Here is an 18,154-nt window from a genome sequence, read left to right on the forward strand (position 1 = left end):
CGGCCCGGAAAGGGGCTCTCACGGCCGACGACCCGGGTACGCGGCCGTCCATAGTGTCCCGGCCATGATTGACGTCGTAGATGTGAGCCGCCGTTACGAGGGCGACCGGGCCGCCCTCGACCACCTGAGCCTCGAGGTCGCCGAGGGGGAATGCCTGGCGCTGCTCGGCCCGTCCGGCAGCGGCAAGTCGACACTGCTCAACCTGATCGCCGGCCTCGACCGGCCCACCGAGGGCAGCGTGACGGTCGGCGGCACCCGGGTCGACCGGCTCGGTGAGGCCGCGGCCGCCCGGTACCGCCGGGCGACCATCGGCCTGGTCTTCCAGTTCTTCAACCTGCTCGACGACCTGACCGTCCTGGACAACGTGCTGCTGCCGGCGCAGATCGCCGGCCGCCCGGCCGGCGCGTCACGCCGGCGCGCGGGCGAGCTTCTGGAGACGCTCGGCATCGACCGGCACGCCGGCGCCTACCCCGGCCGCCTGTCCGGCGGGGAGCGGCAGCGGGTCGCCGTCGCCCGGGCGCTGATGAACCGGCCGCCGCTGCTGCTCGCGGACGAGCCGACCGGCGCCCTCGACACCGCCTCGGGCGCGGAGGTGCGCAAACTCCTGATCGACCTGCACACCGACGGTCAGACCATCGTGTTGGTCACCCACGACGAGGTGCTGGCCGAGGCCGTCGCCACCCGCACCGTCCGGCTCGTCGACGGGCGGGTGGCGACCGCATGAGCGCCGTCCGGACCGTCGTGCGCGGCGCCCAGCGGCGCCGCGTCTCCACCATCGTGATCGTCGCCGCCACGGCGATGGCCGTCACCGCGACCGTCCTGGCCGGCCTGCTGCTGGCCGCCTCCTCGGCGCCGTTCGCCACCGCGTTCGCCGGCCAGCGCGGCGCGCACCTCACCGCGTTCTTCGACGCCTCGACGACCACCAGCGAGCAGGCCGCGGCCACCGCGTCGCAAGCCGAGCGGGCGGCCGGACCGTTCCCGGTGGCCACGGCCGCCGTCCGTCCCGAGGGCCTGCCGGGCATACCGTTCATGGACCTCAGGGTGGCCGGGCGGGCCGACCCGGCCCGCGACCCGGTCGACAAGGTGACCCTGCTGTCCGGGCGCTGGGCGCGGGCCACGGGCGAGGTCGTGGTGGCCCGCGGCCATCTGCGGATTCCGCCCGGAAGCGTCCTGAGGCTGAAGGACGGGCCCACCCTGAGGGTCGTCGGCGAGGCCCGGTCGATCAGCCAGACCTCGCAGGGGTGGGTGACACCCGATCAGGCGACCGCGCTCGGCCCGGCCGGCTGGCAGATGCTCTACCGGTACGCCGACGCCGGCACCGAGGCCGCGATGAGCGCACACCAGGCCGCCCTCGGCCCGAACGCCCGGACGCAGTCCTGGCTGGGCGTCCGCGCCGACGCCGCGCACCGCACCCAGCTGTTCGTGCCCCTGCTGAGCGCGTTCGGGCTGATCGGCCTGGCCCTGGCCGCCCTGGTCATCGGCAACGTCGCCGCGGGCACCGTCGCCTCGGCCACCCGCCGCATCGGCGTCATGAAGGCGCTCGGGCTGACCCCGGCCCAGGTGGTGCGGGCCTGCCTGGTCCAGGCGCTGATCCCGGGAATGATCGGCGCCGTCCTCGGCATCGTCGCCGGTGACCTGCTCGCGGTGCCGCTGACCGCCGACGTGGCCGACCTGTTCGGCACCGTCCCGATGTCGGTCACCCCCTGGGTCGACGCCGCCGCGATCGTGGCCGCGGTGCTGGTCCTCTCGGCGACCGCGGCCCCGGCCGCGTGGCGGGCGGCCCGGCTGCGCACCGTCGACGCGCTCGCGGTCGGCCGCACCCCGCTCAGTGGCCGGGGCCGCCGGGCCGCCCGTCTGGCCGGCCGGTCCCGGCTGCCGAGGCCGCTCAGCCTCGGCCTGGCCCAGCCGTTCACCCGCCCCGCCCGGCTGGTGGCCATGCTGCTGACGATCGCGTTCGGCACGGCCGCGGCCACCTTCGCCATCGGGCTGGCCAGTTCGCTGCGCCTGGTCCAGGCGGCCGACCAGAAGCCCGCCACCTCGGCCGACGTGGTCGTGTACCCGGGACCGGACGGCATCGGAACGGACGCGGGCGCGGTCATCGCGGCCACGCCGGGAACCGGGAGCTACTACGGCCGCGGGCCGGCCGACATCACCATCGACGGCCTGCGCGAGGCCGCCCACGGCACCGTCACCATCGGGGACGCCGGCGCCGCCGGGTACGAGATGCTCGACGGCCGCTGGTATGCCGCTCCGGGCGAGGTGGTCGTCACGACCGGGTTGCTCACCGCCACCGGCAAGCACGTCGGCGACACGGTCACCGGCGCCGGCCACGAGCCGTTCACCATTGTGGGCGAGGTGTTCGACGGCAGCGCCAACAACCACCTCTACACCGACGTCGCCAGCATGCCCGGCCTCCGATCGCCGTTCGAGTGGTACGTCAAGCTCACGCCGGGCACCGACCGCGCCGCGTACCTCGACTCCCTGACCAGCCGCCACCTGGAGGCCCAGGCCAGCGAGGCCGAGAGCGCCGACGGCACGCTGATCGTGCTCGACTCCCTCACCGCCCTGCTCACGGCCCTGCTGGTGTCCGTGGCGGCGCTGGGGGTGCTGAACGCGGTGGTCCTCGACTCCCGCGACCGGGTGCACGACATCGGCGTACAGAAATCGATCGGTATGACTCCGAAGCAGACCGCCGTCATGGTCATCGCCTCGGTCGGCGTGGCCGGTCTGATCGGCGGCGCCGCCGGCGTCCCGGCCGGCTACCTCGTGCATCGCTGGGCGGTGCCGGCGATGGCCCGCGGCGCCGGCATCCGCCTGCCCGGCAGCACCATCGACGTCTACGCCCCGGCCCTGCTCCTGACCCTGGCCCTGGCCGGCCTGATCCTGGCCGCGGCCGGCGCTCTGCTCCCGGCGGGGTGGGCGGCCCGGACGCGCACGGCGGTGGCCCTGCGCACCGAATGACCCGGCATGATCACCACCCCCTGAACAGCCAGAAATCGCCGCGTGAGGTCTGTCCTAACGGGCATCTTCATCGCCGGGTCTGGATGACTAGTCTCCGGGAATGAGACGACTTCTGGCGGCTGCCGTCGCCACGACTGTCGGACTGGCGCTCGGCGGCAGCATGATCCCGTCCGCGGCGCAGGCCCACAGTGGGACCCCCAGTTACACGCCGCCTCCCATCGCCTGGGGCGCGTGCACCAACGCCACCCTGAAGGCGCGCGGCGCCGAGTGCGGATTCGTGATCGTCCCGCTCGACTACGCGCGCCCGGGCGGCACCAAAATCAAGATCGCCGTGTCGAGGATCAAGGCCAAGTCGCCGGCCGCCGACTATCAGGGCGTCATGCTGGTCAACCCGGGCGGCCCGGGCGGATCCGGCCTCATCTACTCGGTGTTCCAGAGCGCGATCCCGGACAACGCGGGCCTCGACTACGACTGGATCGGCTTCGACCCGCGCGGGGTCGGCTCCAGCGTGCCGTCGCTGAGCTGCGACGGAAACGTCGCCGGCTACAACCGGCCGTACTACGTACCGGTCAACCGGCAGCTCGAGAAGACCTGGCTGGCCCGGTCCAAGGCGTACGCCCAGGCGTGTGCCCGCGCCGGCGGCCCGCTGCTCGATCACCTGAAGACCACCGACAACGTGGCCGACATGGAGAGCATCCGTAAGGCGCTGGGCCAGAAGCAGATCAACTTTTACGGCTTCTCGTACGGCACGTACCTCGGCCAGGTCTACGCCACATTGCACCCGGCCCAGGTCCGGCGGATGGTCTTCGACGGGGTCGTCGACCCGCGCGGCGTCTGGTACGACGCCAACCTCAGCCAGGACGTCCAGTTCGACAAGAACATGGACACCTACTTCGCCTGGGTGGCCAAGTACGACGCGGTGTACCACCTGGGCACCACCGGCAAGGCGGTGAAGGCCAAGTACTACGCCACGCTCCAGAAGCTCCGCGTGGCGCCGGCCGAGGGCAAGATCGGCCCGGACGAGTGGAACGACATCTTCGTCTCGGCCGGGTACTACGTGTACGGCTGGGAGGACGTGGCCACCGCGTTCTCGGCCTATGTCAACAGCGGGGACGCCTCCGGACTGCTGGAGCTGTACTCCGAGCCCGGCCCCGGCGCGGACAACGGCTACGCGGTCTACCTGGGCACCCAGTGCACCGACGTGCGGTGGCCGTCCAGCTGGGACAAGTGGAAGCGGGACAACTGGCGGATCTACCGCAAGTACCCGTTCATCACCTGGAACAACGCCTGGTACAACGCGCCCTGCCTGTTCTGGAAGGGCGACGTCGGCAAGCCGGTGAACGTCAACGGCAAGAAGGCCCCGCCGATCCTGCTGATCAGCGAGACCAACGACGCCGCCACGCCGTACGCGGGCAGTCTCGAGATCCGTAAGCGGTTCCCCCGCTCGGTCCTGATCGAGGGTGTCGGCGGCACCACGCACGCCGGCTCGCTCAGCGGCGTCGCCTGCACCGACGACACGATCGCGGCCTACCTGGAGTCCGGCGCCCTGCCGAGCCGGGTCCACGGCAACCGCTCCGACAAGAAGTGCGACCCGGTTCCGCAGCCGGACCCGACGGCGGCGGCGGCCAAGTCCCTCGCCTCCACCGGTAGCGGCAGCCTCAAGGCGGCTTTGCGCAGCGCCGCACCGCCGGTGCGCTGACGACGGCGCCGACCGTGCGACATTGTCGCACGGTCGGCGTTGATCCGGATCACATCGCTGCCTAGCGTCGCTCCCACGAGAAGGGGGCGATGTGGCGGACTTCGTCGGAGCGATCGATCAGGGCACCACCAGCACGCGCTTCATGATCTTCGACCGGGCCGGTCACGAGATCGGCCGTCACCAGCTGGAGCACCGGCAGATCCTGCCCGGCGCCGGGCTGGTCGAGCACGACGCGACCGAGATCTGGGAGAACACCCTCAAGGTCGTCGACGTCGCGCTGGCCGGCGCCGGCCTGACCCCGGCCGACCTGGCCGCCGTGGGCATCACCAACCAGCGCGAGAGCGTCCTGATCTGGGACCGCGCGACCGGCCGGCCGTGCCACAACGTCATCGTCTGGCAGGACACCCGGACGGCGCCGGTCATCTCCTCGCTCGACGCCGAGTTCCTGCGCGAGCGGACCGGACTGCCGCCGGCCACGTACTTCTCCGCCACCAAGATCCAGTGGATGCTCGACCACGTTCCCGGCCTGCGGGCCCGCGCCGAGAACGGCGAGGTCGTGTTCGGCACCCTGGACAGCTGGCTGATCTGGAACCTGACCGACGGCGCGCTGCACCTGACCGACGTCACCAACGCCAGCCGCACCCAGCTGATGAACCTGCACACCCTCGACTGGGACGACGAGCTGCTGCGGCTGTTCGGCATCCCGCGGGCCCTCCTCCCCGAGATCAGGTCCTCGGCCGAGACGTACGGGCACGCGTCCTCGGTCCTGCCCGGTGTGCCCATCGCGGCCGCCATCGGCGACCAGCAGGCCGCGCTCTTCGGGCAGACGTGTTTCGCGCCCGGTGACGCGAAATGTACGTACGGGACCGGGAACTTCGTCTTGCTGAACACCGGGACGACACCGGTGCGCTCGACGCACGGGCTGCTCACGACCGTGGCCTACCGGTTCGGGGCGGACGCGCCGGTCTACGCGCTCGAAGGGTCGATCGCGGCCACCGGCTCGGCCGTGCAGTGGCTGCGCGACCAGCTCGGCGTCATCGACTCGGCCGGCGAGAGCGAGCAGCTGGCGGCCCAGGTGGACGACAGCGAGGGTGTCTGCTTCGTGCCGGCCTTCTCCGGGCTGTTCGCGCCGTACTGGCGCCCCGACGCCCGGGCCGCGATCGTCGGGCTCTCCCGCTACCACACCGCGGCCCACATCACCCGGGCCGCGCTCGAGGCCATCTGCTATCAGACCCGCGACGTCGTGGCGGCCATGGCCCAGGACTCCGGCACCGAGCTGGACTGCCTCCAGGTCGACGGCGGCGTCACCGCCAACGCGCTGTGCATGCAGCTGCAGGCCGACATCCTCGGCGTGCCGGTGAGCCGGCCCGCCGTCGCCGAGACCACCGCGCTCGGCGCCGCCTACGCGGCCGGCCTGGCCGTCGGCTTCTGGACCTCACCGGACGAACTGCGCGCCAACTGGCGGGAGGACCGGCGCTGGCAGCCGTCCTGGACCCAGCGGCGGCGCGACGAAGGAACCACCCGCTGGCGAGCGGCCATCGACCGCAGCCTCGACTGGGCCGGCCTCGGCTGAAATCGGAGATCATCATGAACACCGGAATACTGTCGTCCGCCACCCGCGCGGCGGCCCTGACCGCGATGTCGGCCGGCCCGGAACTCGACGTGCTGGTCGTCGGCGGCGGCGTGGTCGGCGCGGGCGCGGCCCTCGACGCGGCCACCCGCGGGCTCTCCGTCGGCCTGCTCGAGGCCCGCGACTTCGCCAGCGGCACGTCCAGCCGGTCCAGCAAGCTCATCCACGGCGGCCTGCGCTACCTCGAGATGCTCGACTTCGGCCTGGTGCGCGAGGCGCTGCGCGAGCGCGGCCTGCTCATCCAGCGGCTCGCGCCGCACCTGGTACGCCCCGTGCCGTTCCTCTACCCGCTGCAACACCGGGCGTGGGAGCGGTTGTACGTCGGAGCCGGCATCGCCCTGTACGACACGCTCGCGCTCTCCGGCTGGGGCGCGGGGCTGCCCCGTCACCGGCACCTGAGCCGCACCGAGGCGCTCAAGGCGTTCCCGGCGCTGCGGCCCGAGTCGCTGGTCGGCGCCATCCGCTACTTCGACGCCCAGGTCGACGACGCCCGGCACACCATGTTCCTGGTCCGCACGGCCGCCGCGTACGGCGCCCAGATCGCACCCCGGACCGAGGTGATCGCCTTCCTGCGCGAGGGCCGCCGGGTCGTCGGCGTCCGCGCCCGCGACGCCGAGACCGGGGCCGAGATGGAGATCCGCGCCCGTACGGTGATCAACGCGACCGGCGTCTGGACCAGCGACATCCAGTCCCTGATGAAGGGCGAACGCGGCCAGTTCAAGATCACTGCCTCCAAGGGCATCCACCTGGTCGTCCCGCGCGAGAAGATCACCGGCAGTACCGGCATGATCCTGCGGACCGCGACCAGCGTGCTCTTCGTGATCCCGTGGGACCGGCACTGGATCATCGGCACCACCGACACCCCGTGGAACCTCGACAAGGCCCACCCGTCGGTCTCGGCCCAGGACGTCGGCTACCTGCTCGACGAGGTCAACAAGGCCCTGGCCACCCCGCTGACCCGCGACGACGTGCAGGGCGTCTACGCCGGCCTGCGCCCGCTGCTGTCGGCCGACGCGGCGACCACGGCCAAGCTGTCCCGCGAGCACGCGGTCGACCGGCTCGCCCCCGGCCTGGTCCTGGTGGCGGGCGGCAAGTACACGACGTACCGGGTGATGGCGGCCGACGCGGTCGACGCCGCCGTGGCCGACCTCGACACCCGTGTGCCGGAGTCCTGCACCGACCAGGTTCCGCTGCTCGGCGCGGCCGGCTACCGGGCGGCCTGGAACCGCCGGTCCCAGCTGGCCCGCCGCGCCGGCCTGCCGGTGTCCCGGATCGAACACCTGCTCCAGCGCTACGGGACGCTGGCCGAGGAAGTACTCGCGCTGATCGACGCGGAGCCGGCGCTGGGGGAGCCGCTGGCCGGCGCCGGCGACTACCTGGCGGCCGAGGTGGTGTACGCGGTGACCCACGAGGGCGCCCGCCACCTGGACGACGTGCTGACCCGCCGTACCCGCATCTCCATCGAGACTCCCGATCGCGGCGTGACGGCGGCCCGGGCCACGGCGGCCCTGATCGCCGCCCCGCTGGGCTGGTCCCCGGCCGAGCGGGAGACCGAGATCGGCCGGTACGAGTCCCGGGTGGCGGCCGAACTGGCCGCCCAGGAACAGCCCGATGACGAGAGCGCCGACGCGACCCGGCTCGCCGCGGTGTGACGCGGGCCCGAGGGGCGGGACCTGAGTCATGGCCGCGATCCTGACGGTCGAACAGCGGCGGGCCCGGATCCTCGCGGAGATCGACCGGGCCGGCGGGGTCCGGATCACCGGGCTCGGATCGCTGGTCGGCGTCTCCGACGTGACAGCCCGGCGCGACGTGGAGAACCTCGCCGAACGGGGGCTCGTCCGGCGGGTGCGGGGCGGGGCGATGCGGCGGGCCGCCGGGCCGGGGCCGGACCACGGGGCCGGCCTACGGGCGAAGGCGGCCATCGCCCGTACCTCGGCCCGGCTCGTGCGGCCCGGCGAGGTGATCGGGCTGCTCGCCGGTGACATCACGCTGCTGCTGGCGCGGGAGCTCTCCGGGGTGCCGGGCCTCAGCGTGGTCACCAACGCCATCCCGATCGCCGATGCCTTCGACGAACGCTCCGGCCGGATGGTGCTGTTGCTGGGCGGTGTCCGCAGCCGGTCGGGCGCACTCACCGGTCCGGTGGCCGAACGGGCCGCGGCCGGGCTCAACGTGGACGTCGTCTTCGCCGGCGTGTCCAGCATGGACGCGCGTCGCGGCTTCGCCGCGCCCGGTGCGGCCGAGGCGCGCGTCGGGGCCGCCCTGATCGCCGCCGCCCGGCGGGTCGTGGTGCTGGCCGATCACACCGCCTGGGAGGCCGGCGGCGGAGCCGTGATCGCACCGCTCGAGGCGGCCGAGGTGGTGGTCACCGACGAGGGCCTGTGCCGCGCCGGCCGTTCGGCCCTGCGCCACCGGGCGGGCCGGCTGATCATCACCGCCGTCCCCTGACGGCGCGATGACCGATCAGGCCGAGTCGCGCCAGACGACGGGGGAGGGGAGCAGCCGGCCACCCCGCGGGATCTGCTCGCCCCGGAGCTGCCGCAGCACCATGTCGGCCGCGTAGGCGCCGATGTCGGTGGCCGGCTGGTGCACGGTGGACAGGTGCGGGCGGGTGCGGGTGGCCCACGAGCTGTCGTCGAAGCCGACCACCCCCACCTCCTCGGGCACGGAGCGGCCGGCCTCCCGCAGGGCCTCCAGGGCGCCGGCGGCGACCGCGTCGGAGGCGGCGAAGACGCCGTCGATCCTCGGCTCGCGCTCCAGGAGCGTCCGCATGCCCTTGGCCCCGCAGGAGAAGTCGTACAGCGGGACCTCGGCCACCAGGCTCTCGTCGAACAGGGGGCCCAGGGCGCGCCGGAAGCCGGCCAGGCGGTCGGCGCCGGAGTCGCGGTCGACGGCGGCGGCGATCATGCCGACCCGGCGGCGCCCGCCGGCCAGCAGGCGGCGGGTGATCTCCTCGGCCGAGCTGAGGTTGTCGATGCCCACGTACGGGATCTCGGGGCGCAGGTCGCGCGGGTGGCCGACGAAGGCCGAGGGCAAGGAGAGGCTGCCGACCACCTGGATGATCGGGTCGTGGCTGCGGGCCGAGACGATGATCGCGCCGTCGACGAAGCCGCCGCTCAGGTACCGGGTGATGCGGGCCGTGTCGCGTTCGGAGTCGACGACCAGGTTGACCATCTGGTAGTCGGCGCCGGACAGGGTCGCGTTGGCGCCGAGCAGGATGCCGCCGATGTTGGGGTCCTCCAGGAACAGCGTGTGCGGTTCGAGGACGATGAAGCCGACCGCCTGCGAGCGCTGCATCACCAGGTTGCGGGCGGCCGTGTTGGGCACGTAGCCGACCTCGCGGATGGCCCGCTCGATGGCGGTGCGAGCGGTCACCGACACGTAGCCGCCGTTGAGCACGCGGCTCACCGTGCCCCGGGAGACCCCGGCCGCGGCCGCGATGTCGTGCACGGTCGCCCTTTTGCCCGGCTTGTTCGGCTGTTCGGTCGCGCTCACGCAACGACCTTATCTTTTGGTCTTGACGTCCCTATCGAGGAAACCTAATGTGTGCACGTTCACACATCTGACCTGCGGGTTTTACGCAGCAGAAATGTGTGCACGTGCACAGACGAGGAGAGCCTGTGATCACTCTGGGGTGCGACTACAACCCGGAGCAGTGGCCGGCCGAGGTGTGGGCCGAGGACGTCGCGTTGATGCGGACCGCCGGGATCAACCTGGTGGCGATCAATATTTTCGGCTGGTCCGACCTCGAGCCGCGAGCCGGTGAATACGACTTCGAACGGCTCGACCGCATCATCGGGCTACTGCACGACAACGACATAAAAATCAATTTGGGTACGGCCACCGCGTCGCCCCCGCCGTGGCTGGCCGCCCGCCATCCGGAGATCCTGCCGATGGCGGCCGACGGCACCCGGCGCTATCCGGGCGGCCGGCAGGCCTGGTGCCCGAGTTCGCCGGTCTTCCGCGAGCACGCGCTGGCCCTGGTCGAGCGGGTCGCCCAGCGCTACGGCAACCATCCGGCCCTGGCCCTCTGGCACGTCTCCAACGAGCTGGGCTGCCACAACGCGCTCTGCTACTGCGACGCCAGCGCCGAGCGTTTCCGGGCCTGGCTGACCGACCGGTACGAGACCGTGGAGGCCCTGAACGCGGCCTGGGGCACGTCGTTCTGGAGTCAGCGGTACGGCGAGTGGTCCGAGGTGCTGCCGCCGCGGACCGCGCTGTCGCTGCGCAACCCGGCGCAGATGCTCGACTTCCACCGGTTCTCGTCGGACGAGCTGCTCGGGCACTACGAGGCCGAGGCGGCCGTGCTGCGCCGGCACTCGAGCGTCCCGGTCACCACGAACTTCATGGTCACCGCGCACATCCGCAACCTGGACTACTGGCGCTGGGCCCCGCGGATGGACGTGATCGCCAACGACCACTACCTGGACCACCGCCTCGGCCATCCGGCGGCCGAGCTCAGCTTCGCCGCCGACCTGACCCGCGGTCTGGCCGGTGGCAAGCCGTGGATGCTGATGGAGCAGTCCACCGGCGCGGTCAACTGGCAGCCGGTCAACCTGGCCAAGGCGCCCGGCGAGATGCTGCGCAACACCCTGACCCACGTGGCCCGCGGCGCCGACGCGGTCTGCTTCTTCCAGTGGCGGGCCTCGTCGCAGGGCAGCGAGAAGTTCCACTCGGCGCTGCTGCCGCATGCGGGCACCGAGACCGAGCAGTGGCGCGAGGTCCTTCAGCTGTCGTCCGTGCTCGGCAAGCTGGCCGAGGTGGCCGGGACCCGGGTCCGTACCGAAACCGCGGTCCTCTTCAGCTGGGAGGCCTGGTGGGCGGCCGAGCAGGAGGGCCGGCCGTCGACCGCCGTCAACTACCTCGACCAGGTGCACGCCGTCCACGGTGGACTGCGTGACCTCGGCGTCACGGCGGATGTCATCAGCCCGGACGGCGACCTGTCAGCGTACGGCCTCGTCATCATCCCGTGCCTCTATCTCGTCTCCGACGAGCAGGCGGCGGCGATCCAGAAGTACGTCGAGAGGGGCGGCCGCATCCTGGTCACCTTCTTCAGCGGAATCGCCGACCGGGACGACCGGATCCGGCCCGGCGGCTACCCGGGCGCGTTCCGTGACCTGCTCGGCGTCACCGTCGAGGAGTTCATGCCGCTGGCCCCGGGCGCGACGGTGACGCTCGACGACGGCGGCCACGGCGCGCTGTGGACGGAGCGGCTGCGGACCACCGGCGCCGAGGTCGTGGCCCGCTACACCGACGGCCCGTTGCCCGGCGTGCCGGCCGTCACCCGCAACGGCAACGCGTGGTACGTCGCGACCGCGCTCGACCGGGACTCGATGCGAACGCTGCTGAGCCGGGTCACCGGAGCCCCCGAAACGAACGACGAGTCGGTCGAGGTGGTGCGGCGAGGGCCGTACGCCTTCGTCATCAACCACGGCGAGCGCGAGATCGAGTACGCGGTCACCGGTCACGAACTGATCGCCGGCGAGCCGGTGGCCGGACGGCTGCGGGTGCCGGCCGGCGCCGTCCGGGTGGTGCGTGAGCCGTGAAGAAGGCCATCCTGTTCTTCGTGGCGCCGTTCGGCGTCCTGTTCACGCTCTTCTACCTGATTCCCATCGGGTACGCGGTCTGGCAGTCGCTGTTCACCGTGGAGCGCAAGGGCACGTTCGGCCCGGCCACCGACGTCTTCGGCGGCCTCACCCAGTACAAGCAGGTCTTCAGCGACGGGCCGTTCTGGGAGTCGATCGGCCGGGTCCTGCTGTTCGGGGCCGTGCAGGTGCCGGTCATGCTCGGCCTGGCCCTGTTCCTGGCCCTGCTGCTCGATTCCGGCCTGGTCAAGGGCCGCCGGTTCTTCCGGCTCGTCTACTTCCTGCCGTACGCGGTGCCGGGCGTGGTCGCGGCCATCATGTGGGGCTACCTGTACTCGCCCAACCTGTCGCCGTTCACCGCAGTCACCTCGGCCGTCGACCTGCTCTCGCCGAGCCTGGTCCTGTGGGCCATGGCCAACGTCGTGACCTGGGTCTACGTCGGCTACAACATGCTGATCATCTACTCGGCGCTGCTGGCCGTGCCGACCGAGATCTACGAGGCCGCCAAGATCGACGGGGCCGGCGTGTTCCGTACGGCCTGGTCCATCAAGATCCCGATGGTCATGCCGGCGATCGTCCTGACCACCGTGTTCTCGATCATCGGAACGCTCCAGTTGCTGGCCGAGCCGCAGGTGTTCCGCAGCTTCAGCTCCGCGGTGTCCAGCACCTACACCCCGAACCTGACCGTGCTCAGCACCGCCGGCATCCCCAACTTCCATCTGGCGGCCGCGTTCTCGGTCGTGCTGGCGCTGGCCACCTTCGTGCTCTCGTTCTCGTTCCTCAAGTTCACCCAGCGCAAGGGCGTGCAGTGATGACCGGATTCAAGGTCCCGCGGTACGCCGCCATGCTGGTCATGGCCGTCTTCACGCTCTACTTCCTCACGCCCCTGTGGTGGCTGTTCATCGCCTCCGGCAAGCAGGACGGGCAGGTCACCGAGGGTCACGCGCTGCTGCCGGACGACTTCGCGCTCGGCACGAACCTGTCCGACCTGTTCCGCTACAACGACGGCGTCTTCCTGCGCTGGCTGCTCAACTCGGTCGGCTACACCGTCGGCGCCGCCCTGCTCGGCACCCTGCTGGCCGGCATGTGCGGCTACGCCCTGGCCAAGTACGTGTTCCGCGGCCGGGAACTGATCTTCAACATCGTGCTCGGCGGTGTGCTCGTGCCGGCCACCGCGCTCGCGCTGCCGCTGTTCCTCATGTTCAGCAAGGCCGAGCTGGCCAACACCTTCTGGTCGGTCTTCCTGCCCAGCCTGGTCAACCCGTTCGGCGTCTACCTGGGCCGGATCTACGCGGCGGCCAGCGTGCCGGACGAGATCCTGGAGGCGGCCCGGATCGACGGTTCGGGCGAGGTGCGGTCGTTCTTCACCATTTCCGTACGGCTGATGGCGCCGGCCTTCGTCACCATCTTCCTGTTCCACTTCGTCGCGGTCTGGAACAACTTCATGCTGCCGCTGATCATGCTCGGCAACGAGCGGCTGTTCCCCGTGACCCTCGGCCTCTACTCATGGAACTCCCAGGTCAATCAGCATCCGGAGCTGCGCGCCCTGGTCCTGGTCGGAGCGTTCGTCTCGATCGTCCCGATGGTCATCGCATTTCTCTCACTCCAGCGCTTCTGGCGTAGCGGCCTCGGCGCTGGCTCTATTAAGTAGGAGGACTGATGCGCGTACGCGCTGGCTCCATCGCTGTATTACTCGCGGTCTCCCTGGCCGCCTGTTCGTCGAACGACTCCTCGTCGGACTCCACGGCCGCGGCGTCCTCGTGCGCCCCGGCCGGCGGCCCGGTCACCCTCTCGTACACCACCTGGATCCCCGGCATCGAGAAGGTCGTCGACGTCTGGAACAAGGCCAACCCCGACATCCAGGTCAAGGTGCAGACCGGCCCGAACGGCAACGGCGGCACCTACGCCAACTTCTTCAACCAGCTCAAGGCCGGCAACGCGCCCGACCTGGGCCACATCGAGTACGACGCGCTGCCCAGCTTCCGTGTCCAGGACGGCCTGACCGACCTCGGAAGCTGCGACATCGTCACCCAGTCGCAGAGCAAGTTCGTCGACTGGACCTGGAACCAGGTCACCTTCGGCGAGCAGGGTCACGTGTACGGCATCCCGCAGGACGCCGGCCCGATGGGGCTGTTCTACCGCAAGGACCTGTTCGAGAAGAACAACATCCCGGTCCCGACGACCTGGGACGAGTACGCGGCGGCGGCCGAGAAGGTGAAGGCCGCCGGCGGCTACATCACCAACTTCTCGCAGAGCGACATCAACCAGTTCGCCGGCTTCGTCTGGCAGGCGGGCGGCCACTGGTTCGGCAACGACGGCACCAACTGGACCGTCACCATGGCCGACGAGCCGACCAAGAAGGTCGCCGGCTACTGGCAGAAACTGATCGACAAGAAGCTGGTGTCGTCGGTGCCGCCGTGGACGCCGGAGTGGGACAACGCGTACAACTCAAGCAGTGCCTGGACCTGGGTCTCGGCCGTCTGGGGGGCCAACTCGATCCTGGCCGGCGCGCCCAAGACCTCGGGCAAGTGGGCGGTCGCCCCGATGCCGCAGTGGAACGCCGGTGAGAAGGTCGCCGGCAACTGGGGCGGCTCGTCGACGGCGGTCTTCAAGAACTCGAAGCACCCGTACGAGGCGGCCAAGTTCGCGCTGTGGCTGAACACCTCGACCGAGGCTCTGACCCTGCTCAACAAGGAGGCCCAGCTCTACCCGGCCACGAAGGAGGGCGCGTCGCTGCCGGCCCTGAAGGAGGGCGTCGAGTTCTACGGCGGCCAGAAGATCTACGACGTCTTCGCCGAGGCCTCGACCCAGGTCAAGCCCGACTTCACCTGGGGCCCGACGATGACCAAGACGTACGCCGACGCGTCCGACGGCTTCAAGAAGGCCGTCACCGGCCAGGAGACCCTGACCAAGGCCCTCGAGGACGCCCAGGCCGGCACGATCGCCACCCTGAAGTCGCAGTCCATCCCGGTCAAGGAGTAGGAACCGCCCCGGGCGCACCGGGCCGGCCCACCCGCGCGTGGGCCGGCCCGGTGCCGGGCCGGGCCACGGCGACGGCGCCGAACACGACGACCAGGGAGGCGTTGACGAGCACGGCCAGCCAGCCGATGTCGGCGATGTGGGCCACCGGCCAGGCGAGCGAAGCCACCGCGAGCAGCGTCACGGCCCAGGCCGGGGCCCGGCCGCGCAGGACGGCGGCGCCGATCAGCAGGGTGAGCGGGAAGCAGAGGCCGAGCGGCTTGATGAGCGTGGCCGCCCCGGACGCGTCGACCAGGTCGGCGCCGCCCAGTGCGACGTGGATGGTGTTGAAGCCGTAGGCGACGTTGCCGGCCGCGCCGAGGGCGCCCACCAGCAGCAGGGTGGCGGCCAGGACGCCGTCGCCGAGGGTCACCAGGCGGACCAGGACGACGAGGTAGCCGGTGGCGCCGAGCACGTGGACCACGGCGGCGGTGGGATCGTCCCAGCCCCGGGTCGCGTACAGCAGATCGGCCAGCAGATAGACGGCGGGCGCGACGGCCAGCGACGCGGTGAGCACGCGGTTGAGCGGTGTGGAGTCCATGCCTTCACCGTCGTCGCGCGCCCGGCGCGGCACATCGGGGCCGGCCCTGCTCATTCGGCAGGGTTAGCCCTGGTCCCCAGACGGCCCGGGTCTGCCACGATACGGAAGTGATCCGGGGTGTGGGCGCGGCGGCCATCGTGCTGGTGGCCGGCGGGTTCGCGCTCGGGCCGCACCCCGGCAACCTCCACAACGGGCTGATCGCCGTGTCGTTCACCGCGGTCGGGCTCTACGTGGCCGGCCGCCGCCCGGGCCACCGGGAAGCCCTGCTGTTCGTCGCGGTCGGCGCCGCCCACGCGGTGATGTTCGCCGGACGGCAGTACGGACTGCACGCCGGGCCGCTGCCGGGCGCCTCCTGGATCGGCTGGTTGGGGATCTGGCCGCTTCCGCTGGTGCTCGTGCTGGTCGGCGCCGCCGTGATGTGCTTCCCGGCCGGTCGTCTCCCGTCGCCGGGCTGGCGGCCGGTCGTCGCCGTCCTGGCCGCTGTCGGTTTCGTCCTCTCGGCCGTCTCGGCACTGTGGCCGGTCGAGTACGCCCGGGTGGGCCTGGTCGCCGGTCCGCCGTTCCGTCTGGCCGGATTCCCGGCGGCGGACGCCTTCTACAGTGTCGCCCGACCGGCCGGCTATCTGCTGTTTCAACTGGTGTGGGTCGCCTGCGTGGTGGTGCGGGTGCGGCGGGCGCGCGGCGACGAGGCCCGGCAGCTGCGCTGGTTCCTGTACGCGGCGACGGTGTCGGCCGCCGTGATGGTGGCCGGCCTGGCGGTGTGGCGGTCGCCGCTGCCCGGCACGCTGACGGCGCCGCTGTTGGCCGTGGCAGCCGGTGCGGCGATCCTGCGCCACCGCCTCTACGACATCGACCCCGTCATCAACAAGTCGCTGGTCGTCGGCGCGATGGCGGCCGTGGTGACAGTGGGCTACGCCGTCATCGTCGTCGGCGCGGGCCGCCTCGTCGACGGGCACGGCACGCTGCTGTCGCTGGTGGCCACGGGTGTCGTGGCGGTCGCGTTCCAGCCGGTGCGCGAACGTGTGCAACGGCTGGCCGACCGACTGGTCTACGGGCGGCGGACCACGCCGTACGAGGCCCTGTCCCGGCTGTCGGCCCACTTGACGGCGCCGGCCGGCGGCCTGCTCGACGGCATCTGCGCCACCGTGGCCGACGCTGTCGGCGCCCGGGAAGTGGTGCTCTGGACCGGCCCGGCCGACGACCTGCGTGCCGTGGCGATCTGGCCACCCGGGACCCCACTGCCGGGCGAGCACAACCCGCCGGACGAGCCCGGCACACCGGGCGGGCCGGCCGTTGCGCCGGTGGTGCACGACGGCCGGTTTCAGGGGGCTCTCACCGTGACCAGAGCGCCCGGCGAGACCATGTCGGTCGCGGAGCAGCGCGTGCTCGGCGACCTGGCCGCGCAGGCCGGTCTGGTCCTGGAGCTCCGGGCGACCGCCCAGCGCCTGGTCGCGGCCGGTGACGCGGCCCGGCGGCGGCTGGAGCGGGATCTGCACGACGGCGCCCAGCAACGGCTGGTGACCGTGGCGATGGAGCTCGGCGCGGTGGTGCGGCTGGCCACGACGTCGGGCGCGGCCGAGGTGGCGGAGCGGGCCGACGGCGTACGGCGGCAATTGCTCGAGGCCACGGCCGAGCTGCGTGAGATGGCGCGGGGGCTGCATCCGGCCGTGCTCACCCAGGACGGGCTCGAGGCCGCCGTCGGGTTCCTGGCCGACCGGTCTGCTCTGCCGGTGCGGCTGAGCCTGGCGGTGCCGCGGCGGCTGCCGGCCGAGGTCGAGGCCACGGCGTACTTCGTCGTCAGCGAGGGGCTGACCAACGCCGCCCGGCATTCCGGCGCCGCGACCGTGACGGTCGAGGTCACCCTGGACGGCGCGGGCCTGCTCGTCGAGGTGTGCGACGACGGCGAAGGCGCGGCTGTGGTGCGGGCCGGCAGCGGGTTGGAGGGGCTGGCCGACCGGCTGGCCACCCTCGACGCCCGGCTGACGGTCGAGAGCGGCCCGGCCGGCACCCGGTTGCGGACGGTGATCCCGTGCGGGTGATGCTGGCCGACGACGCGGTGCTGTTCCGGGAGGGGCTGGCCCGCATCCTCACCGACGTCGGGTTCACCGTGACCGGGCAGGCCCGCGACGGCGCCGAGCTGCTCGGCCTGGTGCGCGCCGACCCGCCCGACGTCACCGTGATCGACCTGCGGATGCCGCCGGGCTTCTCGGCCGAGGGCATCGACACGGCGGCGGCCATCCGCCGGGAGGCGCCGGAGGTCGGGCTGATGCTGCTGTCGCAGTACGTGGAGGCCCACCACGCGCTGCGGCTGATGACCGACTTCGACGGCGGCGTGGGTTACCTGCTCAAGGACCGTGTCTCCGACCTGGCCGCGTTCGGGGCCGACCTGCGGAAGGTGGCGCACGGCCAGACCGTCGTCGACGCCGACCTGGTGGCCCGCCTGGTCGCCCGCCGCCGCGAGCGCGATCCGCTGACCACGCTGACCGGCCGCGAACGGGCGGTGCTGGCCCTGATGGCGCAGGGCCTGTCCAACGCGGCCGTCGCGGCCGACCTCCATCTGGCCGCCAAGACCGTCGAGGCGTACGTCACCTCGATCTTCACCAAGCTCGGCCTGGTCCAGCACGAGCGCGAACACCGCCGCGTCCTGGCGGTCCTGAAGTTCCTCCGCGCGTGATGGCGCGAATGTGGGACGTAACGGGGACCGCCGGTCCGTAGCGTCCGGT

14 protein-coding genes are annotated in these 18,154 nt (G+C 71.9%); 12 read left to right on the forward strand and 2 right to left on the reverse strand.

What is annotated here, in order from left to right; all coding sequences use genetic code 11:
• The first annotated feature begins 64 nt into the window (after nt 1-64).
• From ACGFJ7_RS21835 to ACGFJ7_RS21860, 6 genes are all read left to right on the forward strand, one after another.
• On the forward strand, nt 65-724 hold the full coding sequence (locus tag ACGFJ7_RS21835; protein ID WP_360256398.1) for an ABC transporter ATP-binding protein: 660 nt from the start codon (nt 65-67) through the stop codon (nt 722-724).
• Nucleotides 721-2,961: an ABC transporter permease gene (locus ACGFJ7_RS21840; protein WP_392643422.1), complete on the forward strand. Its 2,241-nt coding sequence runs from the start codon at nt 721-723 to the stop codon at nt 2,959-2,961. The genes ACGFJ7_RS21835 and ACGFJ7_RS21840 overlap by 4 nt, the downstream gene beginning before the upstream one ends.
• A gap of 100 nt (nt 2,962-3,061) precedes the next feature.
• On the forward strand, nt 3,062-4,660 hold the full coding sequence (locus ACGFJ7_RS21845; RefSeq protein ID WP_360256402.1) for an alpha/beta hydrolase: 1,599 nt from the start codon (nt 3,062-3,064) through the stop codon (nt 4,658-4,660).
• 91 nt (nt 4,661-4,751) lie between these two features.
• The gene (gene glpK, locus ACGFJ7_RS21850) at nt 4,752-6,233 is read left to right on the forward strand and encodes a glycerol kinase GlpK (protein WP_360256404.1); all 1,482 of its coding nucleotides are present in this window, start codon (nt 4,752-4,754) and stop codon (nt 6,231-6,233) included.
• Nucleotides 6,234-6,247: 14 nt separating this feature from the next.
• Nucleotides 6,248-7,942, forward strand: coding sequence for a glycerol-3-phosphate dehydrogenase/oxidase (locus ACGFJ7_RS21855; protein ID WP_360256406.1), 1,695 nt, complete (start codon nt 6,248-6,250; stop codon nt 7,940-7,942).
• Between the two features lie 28 nt (nt 7,943-7,970).
• Nucleotides 7,971-8,735: a DeoR/GlpR family DNA-binding transcription regulator gene (locus ACGFJ7_RS21860; protein ID WP_392643425.1), complete on the forward strand. Its 765-nt coding sequence runs from the start codon at nt 7,971-7,973 to the stop codon at nt 8,733-8,735.
• Between the two features lie 15 nt (nt 8,736-8,750).
• Here ACGFJ7_RS21860 and ACGFJ7_RS21865 read toward each other — a convergent pair whose 3' ends face one another.
• Nucleotides 8,751-9,782 carry a LacI family DNA-binding transcriptional regulator gene (locus ACGFJ7_RS21865; RefSeq protein WP_392643427.1) on the reverse strand — a complete coding sequence of 344 codons (1,032 nt, stop codon included), beginning with the start codon at nt 9,780-9,782 and terminating at the stop codon, nt 8,751-8,753.
• Between the two features lie 125 nt (nt 9,783-9,907).
• On the opposite strand from ACGFJ7_RS21865, the gene ACGFJ7_RS21870 reads away from it, so the two are divergent.
• Genes ACGFJ7_RS21870 through ACGFJ7_RS21885 form a run of 4 tightly spaced genes read left to right on the forward strand, consistent with a single transcriptional unit; the run spans nt 9,908 to nt 14,854 of the window.
• Nucleotides 9,908-11,833: a beta-galactosidase gene (locus ACGFJ7_RS21870; protein WP_392643429.1), complete on the forward strand. Its 1,926-nt coding sequence runs from the start codon at nt 9,908-9,910 to the stop codon at nt 11,831-11,833.
• On the forward strand, nt 11,830-12,684 hold the full coding sequence (locus ACGFJ7_RS21875; protein ID WP_392643430.1) for a carbohydrate ABC transporter permease: 855 nt from the start codon (nt 11,830-11,832) through the stop codon (nt 12,682-12,684). The genes ACGFJ7_RS21870 and ACGFJ7_RS21875 overlap by 4 nt, the downstream gene beginning before the upstream one ends.
• Complete coding sequence (locus ACGFJ7_RS21880; protein WP_360256416.1) at nt 12,684-13,523, forward strand: carbohydrate ABC transporter permease; 840 nt, start codon at nt 12,684-12,686, stop codon at nt 13,521-13,523. The genes ACGFJ7_RS21875 and ACGFJ7_RS21880 overlap by 1 nt, the downstream gene beginning before the upstream one ends.
• Nucleotides 13,524-13,531: 8 nt before the next feature.
• On the forward strand, nt 13,532-14,854 hold the full coding sequence (locus tag ACGFJ7_RS21885) for an extracellular solute-binding protein (RefSeq protein WP_360256418.1): 1,323 nt from the start codon (nt 13,532-13,534) through the stop codon (nt 14,852-14,854).
• On the opposite strand, the gene ACGFJ7_RS21890 is transcribed toward ACGFJ7_RS21885, so the two are convergent.
• Complete coding sequence (locus ACGFJ7_RS21890) at nt 14,844-15,431, reverse strand: hypothetical protein (RefSeq protein WP_392643433.1); 588 nt, start codon at nt 15,429-15,431, stop codon at nt 14,844-14,846. The genes ACGFJ7_RS21885 and ACGFJ7_RS21890 overlap by 11 nt on opposite strands.
• Before the next feature lie 107 nt (nt 15,432-15,538).
• Here ACGFJ7_RS21890 and ACGFJ7_RS21895 point away from each other — a divergent pair, with 107 nt between their 5' ends.
• Together ACGFJ7_RS21895 and ACGFJ7_RS21900 are read left to right on the forward strand one after the other, a co-directional pair.
• Nucleotides 15,539-17,470, forward strand: coding sequence for a sensor histidine kinase (locus ACGFJ7_RS21895; protein WP_392643434.1), 1,932 nt, complete (start codon nt 15,539-15,541; stop codon nt 17,468-17,470).
• Entirely contained in the window at nt 17,470-18,105 is a 636-nt protein-coding gene (locus tag ACGFJ7_RS21900) for a response regulator transcription factor (RefSeq protein WP_360256621.1), read from the forward strand. Before ACGFJ7_RS21895 ends, ACGFJ7_RS21900 begins: the two co-directional genes overlap by 1 nt.
• Nucleotides 18,106-18,154 lie beyond the last annotated feature (49 nt).

This window comes from Actinoplanes sp. NPDC048988 (assembly GCF_043197815.1).
Lineage (GTDB): Bacteria > Actinomycetota > Actinomycetes > Mycobacteriales > Micromonosporaceae > Actinoplanes.